The sequence below is a fragment of the Pseudoxanthomonas japonensis genome (assembly GCF_010093445.1).
Lineage (GTDB): Bacteria > Pseudomonadota > Gammaproteobacteria > Xanthomonadales > Xanthomonadaceae > Pseudoxanthomonas_A > Pseudoxanthomonas_A japonensis.
Genome location: NZ_PDWW01000005.1, coordinates 32,587 through 53,812 on the forward strand (window position 1 = coordinate 32,587; position 21,226 = coordinate 53,812).

Sequence of the window (21,226 nt, forward strand, 5' to 3'; positions counted from 1 at the left end):
TCTACTGTGTCTTGCCGGGCGTTGCCGGCGGCGTGGTGGGTTGCGCCTGCTGCTGGCGCAGCTGCGCGCGGCGCTGTTCGATGCGCTGGCGGATGGCTTCCATCTGCTCGTCGGTGGTCGACGTGGGCGGTGCAGGTGTCGTGGAGGGCGACGACGGGGTGGGCGTCATTGCAGACGGCGCGGATCCCTGTCCCTGCGTCGGGGGCGGAACCGTGGCTGGCATCGCCGCCGGCGCATTGTTGCCGCCGGTGGCGCGACCACCCGGCGCCGCCGATGGCGCAATGCCCGCCGGCGGCACGACAGGGTTCTGGCTGAGGATCTGCGTCGGCGGCTGCCCACCGGCGCCGTCGAAGACGCGCAGTTCCAGTTCGCGGCGACCTTCCGGCCCGTCGAACACCGCCCGGCGCGGTCCCAGTTCGCTCAACTGCCAGCCCGGGAACCCCGCCGGCGATTCACCCACCTTTACCCGCAGCCCTTCCCCACCCTGCGCAGGCTGCACGATGGCCAGCTCCAGCGCCGGCGTGATCAGCACGCTGGTCAGCACCAGGTCGAACGTGGGCGCGGCCGCCTCCTCGCCGGAGAGGAAGAACGGTTTGGGGCGACGATCTTCCGAGAACAGCGGGCGTGCCCCCACGTCGGCGTACCGGTCCAGCGCACCCAGACGCTCCGGCGGACTGGCGGGCAGGCGCGGCAGTGCCTGGACCAGGCCCGGATCCGCAGGCAGCGGCGTGATGCGGCTGCCCAGCCCGAACAGGGCCAGCACGGCCACCAGCACGGCCCAGCCCGCCACGACGGCGAGCAGCCAAGTACGCAGGTTCCAGGTGTCAGCGCGCACCGGGCGCCTCCTGGGCCACGACCGGGGAAGGCTTGAGATAGCCGTACAGGTCGAAGTTCACGTCCAGTCCGCCGCTGCCGCTCTCGCTGGCCTGGAACGCGTAGCGCTGCGCGAGGATGTTGAGGTTCTCGACGAACAGCCGCGGGCTGCCGGACTCGATCTGGTGCAGCACCGAGGCCAGTTCGGGCGCGCCGCAGCGCAGGCGGACCTGGACCACCACGCGCGGGTAGACCTCGCGACCGGCCACGGCCAGCGGCGACTGGTTGGCGATGGCGCAACTGCGGTTGCCCGGGCTGGCCTGCTTGACGATGGTTTCCAACCGCTGCACCAGCCCGGCGGTGGCCAGTTCCACCGTGGCCTCCGGCAGGAATCCCGGGCGCTGGGCCTGCTGCGCCAGCGCGGCCGCGAGTTCGCGCTGCACCTGCGGGGCCTGCTGCAGCTGGGTGCGGATGCGCAGTTCGCGTTCGCGCAGTTCGTCCACGCGGGCGCCGACGTCCTGCATCGGTACCGTCCACCACGGATGCACCAGCACGAAGTAGCCCACCAGCAGCGCTGCCAGCAGCAGCGCCAGCGCCAGCCAGCGATCGCGGTCAGTCACGGCCGGCGGCATTCGCACCTCCCTGTGCATTGGCGGACGGATCCTGCTTGCCCAGCAGTTCGGCGGTCAGCGTGAAGCGGTCCATGCGCGTGCGCGGATCCGGCTGCAGGGCACCGCTCAGCGCCGGGTTGCGCCACAACGGCGAACCCTGCAGGCGAGCCACCAGCCCCGAGGCTTCCGGACTGAAGCCGATCAACGTCAACCGGTCGCCCTCGATGGCGAGTTTCTCGAGATAGGTGTTGTCGGGCAGCCGCCGGGTGACGTCATCCATCACTTCCAGCGCGGTGGGACGACGGGCGCTGGTCTGGTTCAACACGGTCGTGCCGGCGACCAGGTCGACCAGTTGCTGCCGCTGCGCGGCCACCTGCCGCGCCGCATCGGCGCGAAGATCGACCTGGGCGGCGAACGCATCGGCCGCGGCCCGCCGGTTGTCCAGCACCACCCATGCCGCGAACCAGATGGCGACCACCGCGACCGCCGCGAGCGCGAGGTGCAGCCCACGCTGCGGCGCCTGCCGCGAGACGCGCGCCGGCTCGGGCAACAGGTTGAGGCCGAGGACCGTGCCGTCCGCCTCTTCCACGTCCGCGCCGGCCATGCCGCCCGCCAGTGCACCCAGTCCGGACAGCCCGGCGGTGAAGGCAGCGGTCGGCACCACGGCCAGTTCGACCTCGAGTTGGGCGTCCGCACGCACGGTCAGCACGCGCGCGTCGAAGCAGGCCTCGTTCGCGGCGAACGGCGTCTGCCGGTCGAGTTCGAAGGTCAGCACATCGCGCAACCGGTCCGCCGCCGCGGCCGGCAGCAGGAGCCGGCGGCGAAGCGCCATGCCGGCAGGGACCAGCCACCAGCGCGGCAATCCGGCCAGGCGGTTGCCAAGCAGGGACTGCAGTTCATCGGACGTCACCGTCACCGGCAGCCGCGCGAGCATCTGCCGCCGGGTGCCATCCAGCCACGTCATCTCGATCTCGTCGTCGCGGCGCTGGAACAGCAGGCGGTCGCCGGTCAGCCCCAGCAGCACGCGCCAGCGCGCCGGCAACCAGGTCGCCAGCGCCTGTCCCCACCACGCGAGGAAACTGCGGGGACCCGGCCCGAGCCGTGCCCTGAGCCGCTGCAAGGTGTCGCGTACGCCGCTCATTGTGGTGACGCTCCCTCCTCCCAGCGCAACAAGGTATAGGCCGAACCCGGTACCGGGCTGGCACCCGCGCGCACCACCGTGCGAAGCGACGCCTCGCGGCCATCGGCCAGCCGCGCACGGCTCTCGATACTATACGTGCCGCTGCCGGTGCCGACGAGTTGGGGATTCACCGCGGCGCCCGCCGCATGGCGTTGCGCCAGCCACGCGGCCGAATCGACGCCCATGGCCTCCAGCACCGGGCCCTGCGCGTACATCGCATCGGGCTGCGCGCGCCCCGAGTACAGGGTCAGGAAGGGGGCCAGCCGCGCATAGAGGTCCGGCGTCATGCCGAGCACCTGCTCGACTTCCGCGATGGTTTCGAACGGCGCGTCCTTGGCGCCGTAGTCGCGTCCCGCCGCCGCGTAGTCCGCGTCCTCCGCGCCGCCCACCGGCTGGGTCAGGCTGTCGCCGTCGCGCCAGTCGACGATGGCCGCCGCCAGCGCATCGCTCGCACCGGGCGGCTCGCCGAGCGCCTGCATCAGGCGCGACAGCAAGGGCACGTCGGCCTGGTTCAGGTCGATCTTGCCGGTCTCGTCCACGATGCGCACCTGCACCTGCTGGCCATCGAAGGTCCAGGTGTACTGCCGCCCATTGGGCTGCCAGTGCGTCTCCGGATTGCGGTCGGACACGCGCACCAGGGCGTACTCGATGCCGGCACGCGCGATCTCCTGCGCCTGGGCGCCGCGGCTGCCCACCCGCGCCTGCAAGGCCTCCATGCGTGCGGTCAGCGCATAGGCACCGATCAGCGCGGTGAGCAGCGCCACCAGCCACAGCACGAGCAGCAGCGCGGCACCGCGCGCACGTTTCATGGCAGCACCGACGGGTTGCCGCCCGGCAGCAGGCCGCCGCCCGCGCCACCCTCGCTGCGGGCGAGCGTCACGACCAGGTCCGGCCAGCGCCCGCCGCGCACGGCTTCCATCTCCATCTTCACCTGCAGGGGCAGCATGTCCGACGTCTCCCAGCGGTCCTGCCAGGGACCGAGCCGGTTGTCCGCATCGAGGCCGCGATAGCGGAAACGCACCGCCTTCAGGCCATCGGCGAGCCGTTCGGCGCGCAGCCCGCGCGCGGCAAGATCGATGTCCTCCAGCGACGCGTCCGGGCGCGCGACGGAGAACGCCACCTGCAGGCGCCCGGCGTCGTCCATCACCAGATCGTGCAGGTACGGTCCGCCGTAGCCGAGGTAATCCGGCAGGTCGGCCACGAACCGCATGCGCTGCGGCGTGCCGATGAAGCGCGCCTGCCGCAGGGTGCTGCGGTCGGTGGCGAACACGATGGGCTGCGCCGATGCCAGCCGCGCGCGCAGATAGCCGTGCACCGCGCGCATGCGTTCGCTCGCCTGTGCCATGTCCTCGCCGCGCGTGACCACCGCCGTGGACGAGCGAAGCGTCGCGAAGGCCAGCGCCAGCCCCGCGGCCATCAGCACCAGCGCCACCAGCACCTCGATCAGCGTGAAGCCGCGCATCCGCGCGCGCATCACGGCGACACCACCTGGTTGATGTCGCGTGGCGCCAGACGTAACGTACGCCATTCCATCGCCTGTCCACGCTCGCTGCCCCAGCGCACCGCCAGGCGCACGTCGAGGAGTTGCGGTGCGCCCGGGTCGAGCTGCGCACGCGCCGCCAGCGGATCGGCGAACGGGACGACGTCGAGCTGCCACTGGTAGCGGTCGCCTTCGAAACTGCCCTGCTGCCGTCCGGGCTTCAGTGCCTCCCCCGCGCCCAGCTGCGCCAGCAGCGACTGCGCATGCAACGTGGCACGACTGCTGTCCGCCGAATCGCGCACCTGCCGGCTCGCACCGGACAGCGACCCGAGCAGCAGGCTCAGCGCGAGCGCCAGCAGGGCGAACGCGACGATCACCTCGAGCAGGGTGAACCCGTGCTGGCGGCGGCGGGACGCGGTCATGGCGCCGGCACTTCGTCGCGGAACAACCAGGTCTCGCCGGTCAGCCAGGCCACGTCGATGCTCCACGCCGCCGTACCGGCCGACAGGGTGATGCGGCCACCGGTGGAACCGCCATCGGGAAAGAACAGCACGCCGCCTTCGCCCGCGCGCGCCTGCGCTTCGCGCGCGCCGGTGAAGCGCACCGACAAGCCGTCGTTGATGTCGCCGCGACGGTCGCCCGCCGCTTCCCAGGCATGCGCACGCGGGTCGATGCGGAAACGCTGCGGCTGGCCGGTCGCGATGGCGCGCGCCCGCGTGTAGCGCAGCTGCGCAGCGATCTCCTTGGATTCGGAGCGCAGCCGCATGCCGTCCATGCCGCCGGTGAAGGCCATCGCCGCGAGGATGCCCGCCGCCGCGATCAGCGCCAGTACCAGCAGGGTCTCGAGCAGCGTGAAGCCGTCCATGTGGACGCGCGAGCGGCGTCCGTCGATGGATGGCTGCGCGGGGCCGGCACGGAAGGCCACGACGACGGACGCCGTGCTTACTCGTTCTTGATGTCCGCGTTGACACTGTCGCCGCCGGGCTTGCCGTCGGCGCCCAGGCTGACCAGGTCGAAGCGCTGCGTTTCGCCGGGGATGCGGTACTCGATCGGGTTCTTCCACGGATCCTGCAACTCGCTCTCCTTCGCGTACGGCCCCAGCCAGCCCGTCGCGTTGCCCGGGTTGACCACCAGATCGGACAGCTGCGCCGGATAGCGTCCGGTGTCGAGCTGGTAGTTCTCGATCTTGCCGGCCAGCGTCTGCACCTGCGATTGCGCCAGCTTCACCTTGCCGCTGTCCGCACCGCCCATCACCCGGCTGCCGACCAGGACCAGGATGCCGCCGATCAGCACCAGCACGATGATGATCTCGAGCAGGCTGAAACCCTGTTGCGAGCGCGGGGCGTGGAAGGCTTTCGTCGGACGCATGCGGGACATGGCGGTGGACTCTCCGGTGGTTCTCAGTTGATGGCGCCGGTCAGATCGTACAGCGGGACCAGCACGGCGATGATGACGACGCCGACCACCGCGGCCAGGACCAGCGTGATGGCGGGAACGAGGGCGGCCAGCATACGGTCCAGCACCTGAGCGGTTTCCTGCTCGAAGGTTTCGGCGGTCTTCAGCAACATGCCGTCGAGCGCGCCCGACTCCTCGCCCACCTGGATCATCTGCAACGCCAGCCGCGGGAAGCGCTTGCCCTTGCCGAGCGAGGCGGACAGGCCGTGGCCGTTCTTCACATCCTCGACCGCGGCATCCACATCCGCCGCCAGCGCCCGGTTGCCCAGCACGTTGCGGGCGATACCGAGGGCGGTGAGCAATGGAACGCCGTTCTTCAGCAGCGTACCCAGCGTGCGCGCCAGCCGCGCCGTTTCCAGGCGTGCCAGCAGCGGTCCGACCAGGGGCCGCCCGAGCAACCAGGCATCCAGACGGTCGCGGAACGCCGGATCGCGGCGACGGCGATCGAACCACAGCAGCGCCACCGCAGGCACGGCGACCAGCACGAACCAGTAGTCGCGCACGAACGCACCCACCCACAGCACCCCGCGCGTGAACCAGGGGAGCGCCACGTCCAGGCTCTCGTACATCACCGCGAACTGCGGCACCACGTAGCCCAGCAGGAACAGCAGCGCGAAACCGACCACGACCAGCAGGATCGCCGGATACACCAGCGCGTTGACCACGCGGCCCTTCAGCGCACGGCTGCGCTCCAGGTAATCGCCGAGCCGCTGAAGGGTGTCGTGCAGGCTGCCGCCGGCCTCGCCCGCGCGCACCATGTTGATGTAGAGCCGCGAGAACAGGCCGTGCTGCCGGTCCAGCGCCGCCGACAGCGGCGCACCGCCGCGCACGGCGTCGCGGATGTCGGTGATGACGCGACGCGCCTTTTCGTCTTCGGGCAGGTCCAGCAGGATGCCCAGCGCGCGGTCCAGCGGCTGACCCGCGCCCAGCAACGTGGCCAGCTGCTGCGTGAACTGCACCAGCCGGTCGCCGGCGAACGCGTTGGGTCGCCACAGTTGCCGCCAGTTCGTGCCACCGCCGGCGGCGGCAAGCGCGGCCTCGACGGGCAGGTGTCCCTGCTCCTGCAGGCGAGCCACGACTTCGGCATCGCTGGCGGCCTCCATCTGGCCGTCCAGCATTTCACCGTGCGCATTGAGGGCCTTGTAACGGTAGAGCGGCATGCAGGCGACAGAAGCGGGAATGCGCCAACTTACCGTATTCCCCCGCCCAGCGTCATGCGCCCGCATCACGCCGCGCAACACCGCGACCCCGGTTGCACGGGGCCGCGGCGTTGCCCGTCACCGATACATCAGGGAGCGGTGAAGCTGCCGCGCACGCTGACGTTGGAGAACGCCGTCTTGCCCACCAGCGACACGTAGTAGGTGCCGGCCTGCGGGTTGGCGATGTTGACCACTTCATTGTTGCCCGGGCGCACCGAACGCAGGTCGTAGTTCGTCGCCGTGGCCGCACTGCCGAACTTCACGTAGACGTCGGCATTGCCGCTGCCACCGAAGCTGATGAACGACAGGTTCTTCGCCCCCGCCGGCACCACCAGTGCGTACTGCACCACCGCATCCTTGGCACCGGCGTTGCCGCCGATGGCCACGTTGTTGGTGAGCGGGGTCGCCGTCGGCGGTTCGCCGCCGCCCATGACCGCCTGCACCGCGGCCGCGGCATTGACGATGCCCGCACCGATCGGACGGTTGGCCGGCGGCGCGACCGGGAACGGGCGCGCGGTGGACTTCAGGACCGCGAGCACCTGCGCCGGCGTCAGCGGCGTTTCCGCCACGCTCTGCATCAGCGCGACGACGGCCGCCACATGCGGTGCCGCCATCGAGGTGCCGCCCATGCCGAAGTACGTTTCGGTGGTCGGAACCGTCGTGCCCGCATTGCCGGCGGACCAGACGTAGCCGCCCGGATTGCCGTCGACGCTGCCGCCGCCGCCCGGCGCGGAGATGTCGATGCGCGTGCCGTAGTTGGAATACGAGGCGATGCCGCCGGTGATGCGCGTGGCGCCCACGGTGATCACGCCGGCACAGTTGCCGGGCGAGAAGCCGTTGACGTTGCTTGCATCGTTGCCCGCGGCCACCACGACGGTGCTGCCGTTGGCGATGGCGATGTTGAATGCGTTCTGTTCGACCGCGCTGCAGGCACCCGAACCGCCGAGGCTGAGGTTGATGACCTCGGCCGGATTGGCGTTCGCAGGCACGCCGGCCACGGTACCGCCCGAGGCCCAGATCACCGCGTCGGAAATGTCGGAGGTGTAGCCGCCGCAGCGACCCAGCACGCGTGCCGGCACGACCTTGGCGTTGAACGCGCCGCCCGCCATGCCCTTCGCGTTGTTGCTGACCTCGGCGACGGTGCCGGCCACGTGCGTGCCGTGCCAGCTGCTGTCCTGCACCGGCGACCCGGCGTAGCACTCGCCCGCCACGGGATTCCAGTCGCCCTCGTCGCGCGGATTCGCATCGCGCCCGTCGCCGTCGCGCGAGACGAACGTGTCGCTGATGAAGTCGTAGCCCGGCAGGATGTTGGCGTCCATGTCGCTGTGCGCGGTGATGCCGGTGTCCAGCACGGCGACGACGACACCGGCGCCCGTCGCGTTGTCCCAGGCCGCCGGCAGGTTGATGCCGCCGACCGGATCCTTGAAATGCCACTGGTACTGGTTGTAGTAGGTGTCGTTGGGCACCAGGCGCGCATAGCGCTTGGCATCCACTTCGACGAACTCGACTTCCGGATCGGTCGCCAACTGGCGCAGCAGGCTCTCCGCCTCCACGCGGTCCAGCTTGCGCGAGGTCTGCACCAGCTCTGCGCCGATACCGAGGCGGCGCAGCTTCGCCGCGCTGACCGCCTTGCCGTTCGACGGACCGAGCGAAGCGCGCGATACCGCGCCCACCAGCGAGCGCTGCAACGTGGCGCTGCTGGTACGCGCGCTGCTGCCATCGCGGTACTTCACGATGAAACGGTCGTAGGTTTCGCCGTCGCGCAAGCCGGCGGTGCTGACGTCGCCGGCGGACGCGGTCGCCGCGAAGGCTCCGAATGTGATTATTGCGGCGAGCGCAGCAACAAGGGGACGACGACGCGAAACGCGTGATGAGGATTTTCGATTCACTTGACCTGCTCCATGTCTACAAGGATGAACGAACTGGGTAACCCGTTTACAACGTGCTTACTCAACGACTTGCGACTTCCGTTTCAAGGTGTGCTGCAAGTACCCCTGTTTACCTGCCACAGCACTCTTCACGCAGCGAACACATCCTCTATACACGGCCTACACGTGGATTTAACGCCTTGTTTTCAGCTGTTTCGTCGCGCTGGAACGAACGTAGCAAATCTCTCGCAAATTGCACAACGCGGATGTAGTGTTCGATCACACGGAGTTGTTGAGCGTCATCTCGGGATGAGGGGATGGGGAATGCGGGAATCTTTTGTCGGCGCTATTTCTTGTTTCGCTGTTTCACTTGCACGTCTTGCATTTCGCATTGCGCCTGCATCGCTTTCCTCGCGCATGCCGCGCCGCGTTCGCGGACGGCAGCAGAACACGCACCCTCTCTTCCTCGTCGCGTCCGCCACTTCGTGCAACGCGGTCATGTGTCGCCCCTGTCGCATGCCGCGCTGTCATTTCCCCTGACGTAGTCCGCCTCGAATTCCCGTGCCGCCTCCTGGCCCGGGCGCTGTCGTATTCCCCCGAAAACACAGAATGAAGGACGTGATCCATGAACAGGATTTACAGCAAGGTGTGGAACCCTTCCCTTGGCATGCTGGTGGTGGCCTCGGAGTTCGCGCGTCGCGCGCACGGCGTGATGTCGTCCGGTGCGCGCGTGCGTGCGCGGCTCGGCGTGACGCTGCTGGTCTCGGCCCTGCTCGCAGGTGCGCCGTTCGGCGCGGCGTTGGCGCATGACAAACAGAAAGGCCAACCGCAGAACGACAAGCCTCAGATCGGAACGGGCCCCGCCTTCTGCGTGGATTCGCGCGGGAATCCCATCATCGATGGACGTCCCGGTGAGAACGCCGTCTCCTGCGGCGACGATGTCGACGCGTCCGGTCGCCATGCGGTCGCGGTCGGCTACAAGAGCATCGCCAACAAGGCGGGCGCCACCGCGGTCGGCGGCTATGCCGAAGCAAAGGGTGTGAACGCCACCGCCGTGGGCTACGACAGCAACGCCACCGCGCAGGGCGCGACGGCGCTGGGCAGCCAGAGCAATGCGACCGGCGCGAATGCGACCGCGGTCGGCACGCTGGCGAACGCGACGGGCGCCGGCGCGAGTGCCGTGGGCACCGGCAGCCGTGCCACGGGCGCGTACGCCGGCGCGTTCGGCAGTTCGTCCACGGCCTCGGGCACGCAGGCGCTGGCTGCCGGCCACACCAGCACGGCGACCGGCATCGCCACCGTCGCGGTCGGCGGATTCGCCAACGCGTCGGGCAGTTTCGATACGGCGGTCGGCTATGGCGCGGATGCCAGCGGCGGCGACAGCACGGCATTGGGTTCCGGCTCCATCGCAACCGGATACAACAGCGTCGCGGTCGGTGGATCGCTGCTCGGCCTGCTGCCGACTGAAGCCTCCGGCGACTTCTCGACCGCGGTCGGTGGCGGCGCCTGGGCGCCGGGCACGAATGCCACGGCGATCGGCAATCTCGCATCGGCCAGCGCCGACAACAGCGTGGCGCTGGGTGGCGATTCCGTCGCCGACCGGGAAGATTCCGTTTCCGTCGGTCGTGCCGGCGGCGAGCGGCAGATCACCAACGTAGCCGCGGGCACGGGAGGCACCGACGCGGTGAACCTCGATCAATTGAATGCCGTGGCCGAAGCGTCGGAGAACGCCACGCGCTACTTCAAGGCCAACGGTGCGAATGACGGTACGGATGACGCGGTCGCCAATGGCGACTACGCCACGGCCTCCGGCTCCGCCGCGCTCGCCGATGGCGTCGGTGCGACGGCGACGGGTTCCGGTGCGTTCGCACTGGCCAACGGTGCGACCGCGTCCGGCTTCAACGCTACCGCGACGGGTGAGAACAGCGTCGCCAATGGTGCCGGTGCACAGGCGGCAGGCGCAGGCTCGGTTGCCGTGGGCGGACAGCGTCAGCTGCTCGATGAGAACGGCGATCCGATCCTCGATGCCGACGGCAACCCGGTCTATGCCAGCACGGAAGCGACGGCGGATGACGCCACCGCTGTCGGTGCAGGCGCGGTCGCCGGTGAAGTCGGCAGCAGCGCGGTCGGTGCGGGCGCCAATGCCTCCGGCGCGTACTCATCGGCCATCGGCACCGAAGCATCGGCGTCAGGCACGCAGGCCACGGCGGTCGGTTTCCGCAGCGATGCGTCGGATGATGCAGCCACCGCCATCGGCGGCTACAGCAGCGCCTCCAGCTTCGGCGCCTCAGCCTTCGGCTACGGCGCGGAAGCCAGCGCCAACAGCGCCACGGCGCTGGGCTTCGGCGCCGTCGCCAGCAACTTCGACAGCACCGCGCTGGGTTCCAATGCCATCGCCAGCGGCGACAACAGCGTGGCGGTGGGTGGTGCGTTCTTCGGCTTCCTGCCGACCGAAGCGTCGGGGGACTACTCCGTGGCCGTCGGCGGAGGCGCTTACACGCCGGGCTTCAACTCTGTCGCGTTGGGCAACCTCGCGACCGCCGAGGCCGACAACAGCGTGGCCATCGGTGGCGATTCGATCGCGGACCGCGAGGACACCGTGTCGGTCGGCAGCGCGGGCAGCGAACGGCAGATCACCAACGTCGCCGCCGGCACGGAAGGCACCGATGCGGTGAACCTCGATCAGCTCAACGCGGTCGCCGAGGCTTCGGAGAACGCCACGCGCTACTTCAAGGCCAATGGTGCAGAGGATGGCACCGATGACGCCACGGCCAATGGCGACTACGCCACGGCATCCGGCTCGGCGGCCTTCGCCGACGGCATCGGCGCCACCGCGACCGGCTCCGGCGCGTTCGCACTGGCGGACGGTGCGACGGCGACCGGCTTCAACGCCACGGCCACGGGTGCGAACAGCGTCGCCAACGGCAGCAGCGCGGAGGCCAGCGGCGATTCCAGCATCGCCATCGGCGGCTCGGTGGATGCCTTCGACGCCGACGGCAATCCGATCAACGTCAATACGGTGGCGTCCGGTCTCGGCGCGACGGCGGTCGGTTCCGGCAGCCTGGCCTCGGGACTCGGCAGCTCCTCGTTCGGCGTGCTCAGCGAGGCGAGCGGCGAAGCCAGTTCCGCGTTCGGTTACGGCAGCACGGCGACCGGTTCGTATGCGTCGAGCTTCGGCCACGCGAGCGGTGCGACCGGCGACTACAGCGTCGCGGTCGGCGGACCGGCGGACCTGATTCCCGGGTTCGGCCTGCTGGTCTATACGCAGGCCAGCGGGTTCAGTGCAGCAGCGTTCGGGTCCGGCGCGATCGCCGCAGGCGACTACAGCCTGGCGGCCGGCAGCCTGTCGGAGGCGTCGGGCATCGAGAGCACGGCCGCCGGCTTCTTCTCCTACGCGCCTGGCGATTACGCCACCGCGCTGGGTGCGGAATCCTGGGCCAGCGGCGACAACAGCACGGCCGTCGGCTTCTACAGCACGGCGCTGGGCGACAACAGCGTGGCGCTCGGCGCCAACTCGACTGCCGACCGCGACAACACGGTGTCGGTCGGCGACGTGGGCAGCGAGCGGCAGATCACCAACGTGGCCGCCGGTACCGAGGGAACGGATGCGGTGAATCTGGATCAGCTCAACGCGGTCGCCGAAGCGTCGGGGAATGCCACGCGCTACTTCAAGGCGAACGGTGCGAATGACGGTACGGATGACGCGGTCGCCAATGGCGACTACGCCACGGCATCCGGCTCCGCGGCATTGGCGGACGGCGTCGGTGCGACGGCGACGGGTTCCGGTGCGTTCGCACTGGCCAACGGTGCGACCGCGTCCGGCTTCAACGCGACGGCGACGGGTGAGAACAGCGTCGCCAACGGTGCCGGTGCGCAGGCGTCGGGCGCCGGCGCGGTTGCCGTGGGCGGACAGCGCCAACTGCTCGACGAGAACGGCGATCCGATCCTCGATGCCGATGGCAATCCGGTCTACGCGAGCACGGAAGCGACGGCAGACGATGCCACGGCCGTGGGTGCCGGCGCGGTCGCCAGCGAGGTGGGTGCGAGCGCAGTAGGCGCAGGTGCGACGGCGTCGGGCGCCTACTCGTCCGCGGTCGGAACCGAAGCATCAGCGTCGGGCATCCAGGCCACGGCCGTCGGTTTCCGCAGCGACGCGTCCGACGACGCCGCCACCGCCATCGGCGGTTACAGCAGCGCCTCCAACTTCGGTGCCTCGGCCTTCGGATACGGCGCGGAAGCCAGCGCCGACAGCGCCACGGCGCTGGGCTTCGGCGCGGTCGCCAGCAACTTCGACAGTACTGCGCTGGGCTCGAACGCCGTCGCCAGCGGCGACAACAGTGTGGCGGTGGGTGGTGCGTTCTTCGGTTTCCTGCCGACCGAAGCCTCTGGCGACTATTCGGTCGCCGTCGGTGGCGGCGCCTACACCCCGGGCTTCAACTCGGTGGCGCTGGGCAACCTCGCCACCGCGGAAGCCGACAACAGCGTGGCCATCGGTGGCGATTCGATCGCCGACCGTGAGGACACGGTGTCGGTCGGCAGTGCGGGCAGCGAACGGCAGATCACCAACGTCGCCGCCGGCACCGAGGGCACCGATGCGGTGAATCTGGACCAGTTGAACGAAGTCGCCGAGGCTTCGGAGAACGCCACGCGCTACTTCAAGGCCAATGGTGCAGAGGATGGCACCGATGACGCCACGGTCAATGGCGACTACGCCACGGCATCCGGCTCTGCCGCACTCGCCGATGGCGTTGGCGCAACGGCGACCGGCTCCGGTGCGTTCGCACTGGCGGACGGCGCAACCGCCACCGGCTTCAACGCCACCGCCACCGGCAGCAACAGCGTCGCCAACGGCGCTGGTGCACAGGCGGTCGGCGCAGGCTCGGTTGCCGTCGGCGGACAGCGCCAGCTGTTCGACGAGAACGGCGATCCGCTCCTCGATGCCGATGGCAATCCGGTCTACGCCAGCACCGAAGCGACGGCGGATGACGCCACCGCCGTGGGTGCAGGCGCGGTCGCCGGTGAAGTCGGCGCGAGCGCCGTCGGTGCGGGCGCGAACGCGTCCGGCGCCTACGCCACCGCACTGGGCACGGAAGCCTCCGCCTCGGAAACGCAGTCCACCGCGGTGGGCTTCCGCAGCAGTGCGGGCGGCCTGGCCTCCACCACCGTCGGCGGCTACAGCAGCGCGGGTGGCGATTTCGCCTCGGCGTTCGGCTACGGCGCCGATGCGGCCGGCGGCGGTGCGACCGCGGTCGGCGAAGGCGCGAGCGCGGGCGGTGACGAGAGCACGGCCGTCGGCGGCACCACGTTCTTCGGCCTGATCAACACGCGCGCCAGCGGCACCGGCAGTTCGGCGTTCGGAAACGGCGCCTGGGCCACCGGCGAGTACAGCACCGCGCTCGGCCACAACAGCTACGCCGACGGCGACGACAGCGTGGCGGTGGGCGTGAATTCGGTGGCAGCGGCGACCAACAGCGTCGCGATCGGTGCGAACTCGTGGAACGACCGCGACGACACCGTATCGGTCGGCGACGTGGGTGCGGAACGGCAGATCACCAACGTCGCGGCCGGTACCGAGGGCACGGATGCGGTGAACCTCGACCAGCTGAATGCGATCGCCAACGCCTCGGAAAACGCCACGCGCTACTTCAAGGCGAACGGTGAAGGCGACGGCAGCGACGATGCCACCGCCAACGGCGACTACGCGACCGCCTCCGGTTCGGCCGCACTGGCCGATGGCGTCGGTGCGACCGCCACCGGCTCCGGTGCGTTCGCGCTGGCCGACGGCGCCACCGCGACCGGCTTCAACGCCACCGCCACCGGCGCGAACAGCGTCGCCAGCGGCGCGGGCGCGCAGGCGGCAGGGGCGGGCTCGGTCGCAGTCGGCGGACAGCGCCAGCTGCTCGACGAGGACGGCGAACCGATCCTGGATGCCGACGGCAATCCGGTCTACGCCAGCACCGAAGCGACGGCGGACGACGCGACGGCCCTCGGCGCAGGTGCAGTCGCCAGCGATACCGGCGCGACCGCGACGGGTGCCGGCGCCACGGCATCCGGTGCCTATGCCACCGCCACCGGCACCGAGAGCTCGGCATCGGGACTGCAGGCCACGGCCACCGGCTTCCGCAGCGACGCCTCCGGCGACGGGTCGGCGGCCATCGGCAGCTACAGCAATGCATCCGCCTTCGCCGCGTCGGCGTTCGGCTACGGCGCGGAAGCGTCGCAGGAAAGCGCGACCGCACTGGGCTTCGGTGCCGTGGCGAGCAACTACGACAGCACGGCGCTGGGCTCGAACGCCATCGCCAGCGGCGACAACAGCGTGGCCGTGGGCGGTGCGTTCTTCGGCTTTCTGCCGACCGAAGCGTCCGGCGACTACTCGGTCGCCGTCGGTGGCGGCGCCTACACACCGGGCGTCAACTCGGTGGCCGTCGGCAACCTCGCCACCGCCGAAGCCGACAACAGCGTGGCCATCGGCGGCGATTCGGTCGCCGACCGCGAGGACACCGTCTCCGTGGGCAGCGCCGGCAGCGAGCGGCAGGTCACCAACGTCGCGGCCGGCACCCAGGCCACCGACGCGGTGAACCTGTTCCAGCTGAGCTCCGTCGCCAGTGCGCTCGGCGGCGGTGCGGGCTTCTCCGGTGGCACGTTCATCGCGCCGAGCTACACGATCCAGGGCACGTCGTACAACAACGTGGGCGCGGCGTTCACTGCCGTCGACGCCAAGCTCAACGAGTTGTATGGCATGTACAGCGGATCGGGCAGCAGCACGACGACGGCGTCCGCCGGCACCGCGCCGCCTACGCAGGCCAGCCAGGGCCAGGTGGCCGGCGAGACGGCATCGGCGGCGGGCACCGGTGGTACCGCTTCGTCACCGACGCGTGGCACGGCCACGACCACGGATGCTGCCGGCAGCGGCGCCGTGGCCAGCAGCCAGCCTGCTGTCGCAACGCCGACGGATGCCACCGCGGCAGCCGACGTTCCCGCCGCGGCCGCGTCCTACGCCGATGCGGGCGACGCCAACACGCTCAGCAGCGCACAGTCCTACACCGACCAGTCCTCGGCGAGCACGCTGGCCAGCGCGAAGGCCTACGCCGACTTCCAGGTCAAGGCGCTGGAGGACGACTTCAACGCCTTCCGCGGCGATGTGGACCGCCGCTTCTCCGAGCAGGATCGCCGTCTGGACAAGATGGGCGCAATGAGCTCGGCGATGTTGAACATGGCGATCAACGCCGCCGGCAGCCGCAGTCCGCGTGGACGGGTCGCCGTGGGCGCGGGTTGGCAGAACGGCGAGAACGCCCTGTCGGTGGGCTATTCGAAGCCGATCGGCGAGCGCGCCTCGTTCAGCATCGGCGGTGCGTTCAGCGGCGACGAGAAGTCCGCGGGTGTCGGCTTTGGTATAGACCTGTAAACCGGTCGTCTTCATGAAGAAGGGCCCGGCAATGCCGGGCCCTTTCTTTTTCTCGTGTGCCCGGCTTCAGTCGCAGGCCATGCGTCCCTTCGGCAGCACGCGCGGATTGCCGATCGCGAAATGCGTCACCGGCTTCTCCCACATTTCGAACGACGAGATGCCGGGCGTCACGCCGCAGCTGCTGGTGTAGGTGAACTGCTCGCCGTCGGTCGAGACGTACAGGTCGAACTTGACCGCCTCGGCCAGTGTGCTGCTGACCATCAGTGTGGTCTGCGTGGCGTCGCCGCTGCGGGCGGCGCGCAGGTTGCCCGGTGCATCGCCGGCCGGCGCGGAGGCGACCACCTTGCCGTCGACGACCTCGACCTGAAGCGCCAACGACGGCGACGCATCGCCTATCGCGAAGCCGGCCGGCAGTTCGCCGCGCGCGAGCGTCTTCGGTGCGGGCTTGGCCGCCGACGCGATCACCGGCATCGCGCACAGCGCCATCACGACGTATCCGGTCAGCCTCCGCTTCATCGCCTCAACCCTCCTCGGTGACCCGCAGCACTTCCTCGATGGTGGTCTCGCCGGACAGCGCCTTGACGATGCCGTCCTCGTACATGGTGCGCATGCCGTTCTCGCGCGCCAACTGTTCGATCTCGCCCATGCCGGCATGGCGCATGATCGCGCGGCGGATGCCGTCGTTCATCACCAGGAACTCGACGATGGTGGTGCGGCCGAGATAGCCGGTCGGCGCGATGGCCGACCCGCGCGGGCGGTACAGGAAGATCTCGCCCTGCGGCTGGAAGCGACGCAGGCCGAACTTCTCGATCTCTTCGGGCGATGCGGCGTACTTCTCCGCATGCGTCGGCTCCAGCCGGCGCACCAGGCGCTGGGCGAGGATGCCATTGATGGTGGAGGTCATCAGGTAGTCCTCCACCCCCATATCGAGCATGCGCGTGATGCCGCCGGCCGCGTTGTTGGTGTGCAGCGTGCTGAGCACCAGGTGGCCGGTCAGCGCGGACTGGATGGCGATGCGCGCGGTCTCGAGGTCGCGCATTTCGCCGATCATGATGATGTCCGGATCCTGGCGGACGATGCTGCGCAGTGCATGCGCAAAGTCGAGCCCGATCTGCGGCTTGGCCTGGATCTGGTTGATGCCTTCGATCTGGTACTCGACCGGGTCCTCCACAGTGATGATCTTGACGTCCGGCGTGTTGAGCTTGCTCAGCGCGGTGTACAGCGTGGTCGTCTTGCCCGAGCCTGTCGGACCGGTGACCAGCAGGATGCCGTGCGGCTGCTCCAGCACCTTCTGGAACTGCGGCAGGAAGGCGTCGGTGAAGCCGAGCTTCTTGAAATCGAACACCACCGTCTCGCGGTCGAGCAGGCGCATCACTACGCTCTCGCCGTGCGCGGTGGGCACGGTGCTGACGCGCAGGTCCAGCTCCTTGCCCTGCACGCGCAGCATGATGCGGCCGTCCTGCGGCAGGCGGCGCTCGGCGATGTTGAGCTTGGCCATGATCTTGACGCGGCTGATCACGGCCGCGGTGAGGTTGGCGGGCGGACTTTCGCCCTCCTCCAGCACGCCGTCGATGCGGTAGCGCACCTTCAGCCGGTTCTCGAACGGCTCGATGTGGATGTCGGAGGCGCGCAGTTCCACCGCACGCTGGATGACCAGATTGACCAGGCGGATGACCGGCGCCTCGGAGGCGAGGTCGCGCAGGTGCTCGACATCGTCCAGGTCGGCAGTGGTTTCGCCATCCGCATTCTCGACGATGGCGCCCATCGCGCTGCGGCCCTGGCCGTAGTAGCGCTCGATGAGGTCGCTGATTTCCGAACGCAACGCGACCTGCGGCCGGATGGCGCGGCCGGTGGCCAGCCGCACGGCATCGAGTGCGTAGCGGTCCTGCGGATCCGCCATCAGCAGGTCGATGTGGGTCTCGTCCTCGCCCACCGGGCAGACATGGAACTGCTTGAGGAACCGCTGCGACAGCAGCACCGATTCCGGCGGCGCGTCCGGCGCGTCCTTGGCGTTGACCAGCGGCAGCCCGAGCACGTCGGCCACGGTCTCGGCGTGGTCGCGCTCGGACACCAGGCCCAGGCGCGACAGCAGCGCCAGCAGGCCACCGCCCGCCTCTTCCTGCAGCCGGCGCGCCCGCGCGAGGTCGGCCTCCTTCAGCCGTCCACGCGCCAGCAGCGCCGCGACGATGCGCTCGTCGTCGGAAAGCGTGGGGTCGGATACGGCTGCGTTCACGGAGGCCTCCTTGAAGGCCCGGACTTTATCAGGTCCGGACGGGAGGGATTGTCGCGACGCGCGAAACGTGGCGCGAGGGAGCTTTTCGAGGCAGCTCCCTGCTCCCTGGAGAGGATTACCGTAAAGTCTGTCGCTTGTGAGGATGTCGTAACGCCGCGGCGTCACCTCCACGATGCCCGGCGTACGAATGAGCGCTGCATGTGCAATCGCGAAATTTCAAAAAATGTTAATGGCTTGCACCTGGTGCGTCTGATACAAACTCCAGCAGTCTTATGGACATCGCATGTAGCAAGCGCTCCAGCGGGGAGTAGTTCTTCGTCTGGATGTCAGTTGCCGGGCATCCCAAGAACCGCCCTGACAGCATGGAAAGCGGAAATTGAAGCGAATGAACGCACGCCACATTTCACTAGTCTTCACCGCGCCCCTGCTTTTTCTGCTTGCAGCCTGCTGGGGCGGCTCCAATTTCGAGCCGCCGCTTGCCAAGACCAATCCCAGTCCGACGCAGCGCTACGAGATCACGGTAGAGCTGGTTGATCCACCGGCCGACGTCAAGAACATCTCTGGCGCTGCTTATTTCAGTATTCCTGACGTCATCTGCATGCCTACGCCGGACCGTATCGCCGGATACACCCCTGGCTCCCGCTACGAGAAGAAGTTCCCTCTCGTTCCGACCGGAAACAACACCTACCGCGGTCACATCTTTCTCGATTGGCCCATCGACGAGGACTATTACGGGCTTGGGGTATGCAAGTGGGAGCTTGCTTACGTCGACGCAACCGTTGCAAGAAGCAATGAATTCCTACAGATCACAAGGCTCAGTTCGGCCGAGCTCCTTTCCCTATCGGACGCTACTGCCTACTGCAGAGAAGAAATGCGTGACAAGTTCGATAAGACTTGCTTCACGCCAAGTGACCCTGCGCGCGCTGAAGAACTCGGCCTCATCTCTTATCTTGTGAAAGTAAAGCCATCAAGGACGAACTAACATGCCGACGTTTACTGAATCGCACGCAAGATTATCCGGAAAATCCTACGATCCCTATGATGACAAGATCGATACCAGTGCCTTTTTCTTAATGAAGGAAGTCAAAAGCTCATCGGGCTACCGCGGAACCATCCACAGGAATCTGGATACCGGAGACTACCTTGTATCCCACACCGGCACTGAGTTCGATACCGACAAGCTGCGTGATGGCCTGCTCACCGATGCCCAGATGGCGCTGCTGAAGGTGAACCAGCAACTGGACGACGCCCGAGACCTGGTGGAGCTCGCCATCGAAATGGCCAAACGGGATGGCACCCGCGTCACTGTCACCGGACACTCCTTGGGAGGATTTCATACCCAAGTCACGTGCCACGAGTACGGACTAAAGGGCGAGACATTCAACGCTTATGGTGCAGCCGGACTCTATGACGTGCCCGAGGGCGGAAGCCAAGTCATCAACCATGTCCGCGCCAGCGACATGGTAGGCGCGGCGAACCGGCACTTCGGCGAAGTACGCGTCTACGCCACGCAGCAGGATGTCGATGTACTGCTCAATCAGGGTCCGGTACCCAGTCAGCAGAACCGATGGGAACTCATCAACGATCTGCGCACACTCGGTCCGGACGCCACCCACGGCGCAGTGCAGTTCCATGGCGACCACCGCACCGCCGAGCAACTGGCGGTCTACGGCCCGAACTCACTTATCAATCACGAAAGCCAAGCTCTCTACAAGCAACACAGGCCCGAGTTCGACGCCTACCGGGAGAGCATCCGCTCGGCTGCGGAGGATGCAGCGCTGGCTACGAAGCTCACCGGCGCGGGCATCGCCTACACGTCCGCGATCGGCTCCCAGTATGTGATGCACAAGGTCCGGCACGGCCTGATGAGCAACGAAGTTCACGACGAACTGAGGGAGCTTCGACGGGCGGGGCAACGCGCGACGGACGAGAGAAATCGCGACTTCGTGCCGCCCGATCGACCGCTGATCTATCGGGACAGTGCCGGCAGCCCCTTGGAACAGATCGACGGGCGGATGCAGGAGCTTCTCCGCGCTCCCACGCTGGAAGACAGCCAGTGCAAGCCGGAGCGCGGCAGTGGCTGGCCCTCGAGGCCCGCCGGCGATTCCGCACCGTCGCCGGTCTCGCTACGCGATGACCCCCTCTCCTACATCGACCGCATGGTGGCCGCCTATGACGCCAGCGACCAGGTCGACTTCCGTCTGATGACTCAGGCTGCAGCCAACGATTCTTATGCGAGGCGGGTGAGTGCGACTGCGGCGACCCAGGTGGATGCCGAAGAACGACAGCAGGCGCTGCTAGCGCAGGTCGCAGAACAACAAAGTGCGGAGCAGACGCAGGTCGCGGTGTCGGCCGGCATCGCACGCTCGATCTGACGCTAACGTTGCCAAGGAAAGCACGATGGACACCAACCGCATCACCGACCTCGTCGCCAGTGCGTCAGCCCTCATGGAGCGGTTCGAGCGCCGTACGCAACAGATCGAGGGCAGCCTGCAATCAGCGCGCCAGCAGCTCCAGGAGCTCTCGCAACACCTGCCTGAAACGCTCCGTCGGGCCGCCGATACGGAAATGCAGCAGCTGCGGGGCAGTGTCGTGAGCGCCGTCGACGCAGGCATCGGACAATCCGTCTCGACCTACCAGGCGCGCCTGGAAACGTCCGGAAAGGATGTACAGCACGCCTCGCAGGCACTGATGGCGCAGATCCACGCAGCGCGCACTCTCTACCGGCATCTAATGTGGAAGGTCGTCGGCGTCTGTCTCGCCAGCCTCGCCCTGATCGTTCTGGGCGGCGGCTGGCTTTCCCGCCACTATTACGACGAGATCCGCCGCTACCAACTATCGGCGCAGCTGCTGAAAGCCTACGACGCTGCCGACGTGACCCTGTGCGATGGCCGGCTGTGCGCCAACATCGACCCGAAAGGCGACGCGTTTGGCGAGGATGACCGGTATCGCCCGGTCCGGGATCGCCAGTGAGCGCCCGGA

General features: G+C 68.4%; 16 protein-coding genes. 4 read left to right on the forward strand and 12 right to left on the reverse strand.

The genetic code is table 11. The annotated features are described in order from the left end of the window. Position 1: 1 nt before the first annotated feature. From CSC78_RS05560 to CSC78_RS05605, 10 genes are all read right to left on the reverse strand, one after another. Positions 2-835: a general secretion pathway protein GspN gene (locus tag CSC78_RS05560; RefSeq protein WP_162336922.1), complete on the reverse strand. Its 834-nt coding sequence runs from the start codon at positions 833-835 to the stop codon at positions 2-4. Beyond that, positions 825-1,445 carry a type II secretion system protein GspM gene (gene gspM, locus CSC78_RS05565; protein ID WP_162336923.1) on the reverse strand — a complete coding sequence of 207 codons (621 nt, stop codon included), beginning with the start codon at positions 1,443-1,445 and terminating at the stop codon, positions 825-827. The genes CSC78_RS05560 and gspM overlap by 11 nt, the downstream gene beginning before the upstream one ends. Then, on the reverse strand, positions 1,426-2,565 hold the full coding sequence (locus tag CSC78_RS05570) for a PilN domain-containing protein (RefSeq protein WP_162336924.1): 1,140 nt from the start codon (positions 2,563-2,565) through the stop codon (positions 1,426-1,428). The genes gspM and CSC78_RS05570 overlap by 20 nt, the downstream gene beginning before the upstream one ends. Beyond that, positions 2,562-3,413, reverse strand: a complete 852-nt coding sequence (locus CSC78_RS05575) for a type II secretion system minor pseudopilin (protein WP_162336925.1) — start codon at positions 3,411-3,413, stop codon at positions 2,562-2,564. Before CSC78_RS05575 ends, CSC78_RS05570 begins: the two co-directional genes overlap by 4 nt. Next, positions 3,410-4,081 carry a prepilin-type N-terminal cleavage/methylation domain-containing protein gene (locus CSC78_RS05580; protein ID WP_202924124.1) on the reverse strand — a complete coding sequence of 224 codons (672 nt, stop codon included), beginning with the start codon at positions 4,079-4,081 and terminating at the stop codon, positions 3,410-3,412. The genes CSC78_RS05575 and CSC78_RS05580 overlap by 4 nt, the downstream gene beginning before the upstream one ends. After that, positions 4,078-4,506, reverse strand: coding sequence for a type II secretion system protein XpsI (gene xpsI / locus CSC78_RS05585; RefSeq protein WP_162336927.1), 429 nt, complete (start codon positions 4,504-4,506; stop codon positions 4,078-4,080). The genes CSC78_RS05580 and xpsI overlap by 4 nt, the downstream gene beginning before the upstream one ends. Then, complete coding sequence (xpsH, locus tag CSC78_RS05590) at positions 4,503-4,949, reverse strand: type II secretion system protein XpsH (RefSeq protein ID WP_162337064.1); 447 nt, start codon at positions 4,947-4,949, stop codon at positions 4,503-4,505. Before xpsH ends, xpsI begins: the two co-directional genes overlap by 4 nt. A 77-nt stretch (positions 4,950-5,026) precedes the next feature. Next, positions 5,027-5,452 (reverse strand): type II secretion system major pseudopilin GspG, encoded by a 426-nt coding sequence (gspG, locus tag CSC78_RS05595; RefSeq protein WP_238391178.1) that lies wholly within the window; start codon positions 5,450-5,452, stop codon positions 5,027-5,029. A gap of 32 nt (positions 5,453-5,484) precedes the next feature. Further along, the gene (gene xpsF, locus CSC78_RS05600; protein WP_162336929.1) at positions 5,485-6,699 is read right to left on the reverse strand and encodes a type II secretion system protein XpsF; all 1,215 of its coding nucleotides are present in this window, start codon (positions 6,697-6,699) and stop codon (positions 5,485-5,487) included. Between the two features lie 128 nt (positions 6,700-6,827). Continuing rightward, positions 6,828-8,627: a S8 family peptidase gene (locus CSC78_RS05605; protein ID WP_162336930.1), complete on the reverse strand. Its 1,800-nt coding sequence runs from the start codon at positions 8,625-8,627 to the stop codon at positions 6,828-6,830. A 604-nt stretch (positions 8,628-9,231) separates the two neighbouring features. Here CSC78_RS05605 and CSC78_RS05610 point away from each other — a divergent pair. Then, entirely contained in the window at positions 9,232-16,011 is a 6,780-nt protein-coding gene (locus CSC78_RS05610) for an ESPR-type extended signal peptide-containing protein (protein WP_162336931.1), read from the forward strand. A gap of 66 nt (positions 16,012-16,077) precedes the next feature. Here the strand turns inward: CSC78_RS05610 and CSC78_RS05615 are convergent, their stop codons facing one another. Beyond that, positions 16,078-16,527 (reverse strand): hypothetical protein, encoded by a 450-nt coding sequence (locus tag CSC78_RS05615; protein ID WP_162336932.1) that lies wholly within the window; start codon positions 16,525-16,527, stop codon positions 16,078-16,080. Positions 16,528-16,531: 4 nt separating this feature from the next. Continuing rightward, positions 16,532-18,244 carry a type II secretion system ATPase GspE gene (gene gspE, locus CSC78_RS05620; protein ID WP_162336933.1) on the reverse strand — a complete coding sequence of 571 codons (1,713 nt, stop codon included), beginning with the start codon at positions 18,242-18,244 and terminating at the stop codon, positions 16,532-16,534. 385 nt (positions 18,245-18,629) lie between these two features. On the opposite strand from gspE, the gene CSC78_RS05625 reads away from it, so the two are divergent. Genes CSC78_RS05625 through CSC78_RS05635 form a run of 3 tightly spaced genes read left to right on the forward strand, consistent with a single transcriptional unit; the run spans position 18,630 to position 21,217 of the window. Next, the gene (locus CSC78_RS05625) at positions 18,630-19,226 is read left to right on the forward strand and encodes a hypothetical protein (RefSeq protein WP_162336934.1); all 597 of its coding nucleotides are present in this window, start codon (positions 18,630-18,632) and stop codon (positions 19,224-19,226) included. Between the two features lies 1 nt (position 19,227). Beyond that, on the forward strand, positions 19,228-20,619 hold the full coding sequence (locus CSC78_RS05630; RefSeq protein WP_162336935.1) for a hypothetical protein: 1,392 nt from the start codon (positions 19,228-19,230) through the stop codon (positions 20,617-20,619). 25 nt (positions 20,620-20,644) lie between these two features. After that, positions 20,645-21,217 carry a relaxation protein gene (locus tag CSC78_RS05635; protein ID WP_162336936.1) on the forward strand — a complete coding sequence of 191 codons (573 nt, stop codon included), beginning with the start codon at positions 20,645-20,647 and terminating at the stop codon, positions 21,215-21,217. Positions 21,218-21,226: the final 9 nt, after the last annotated feature.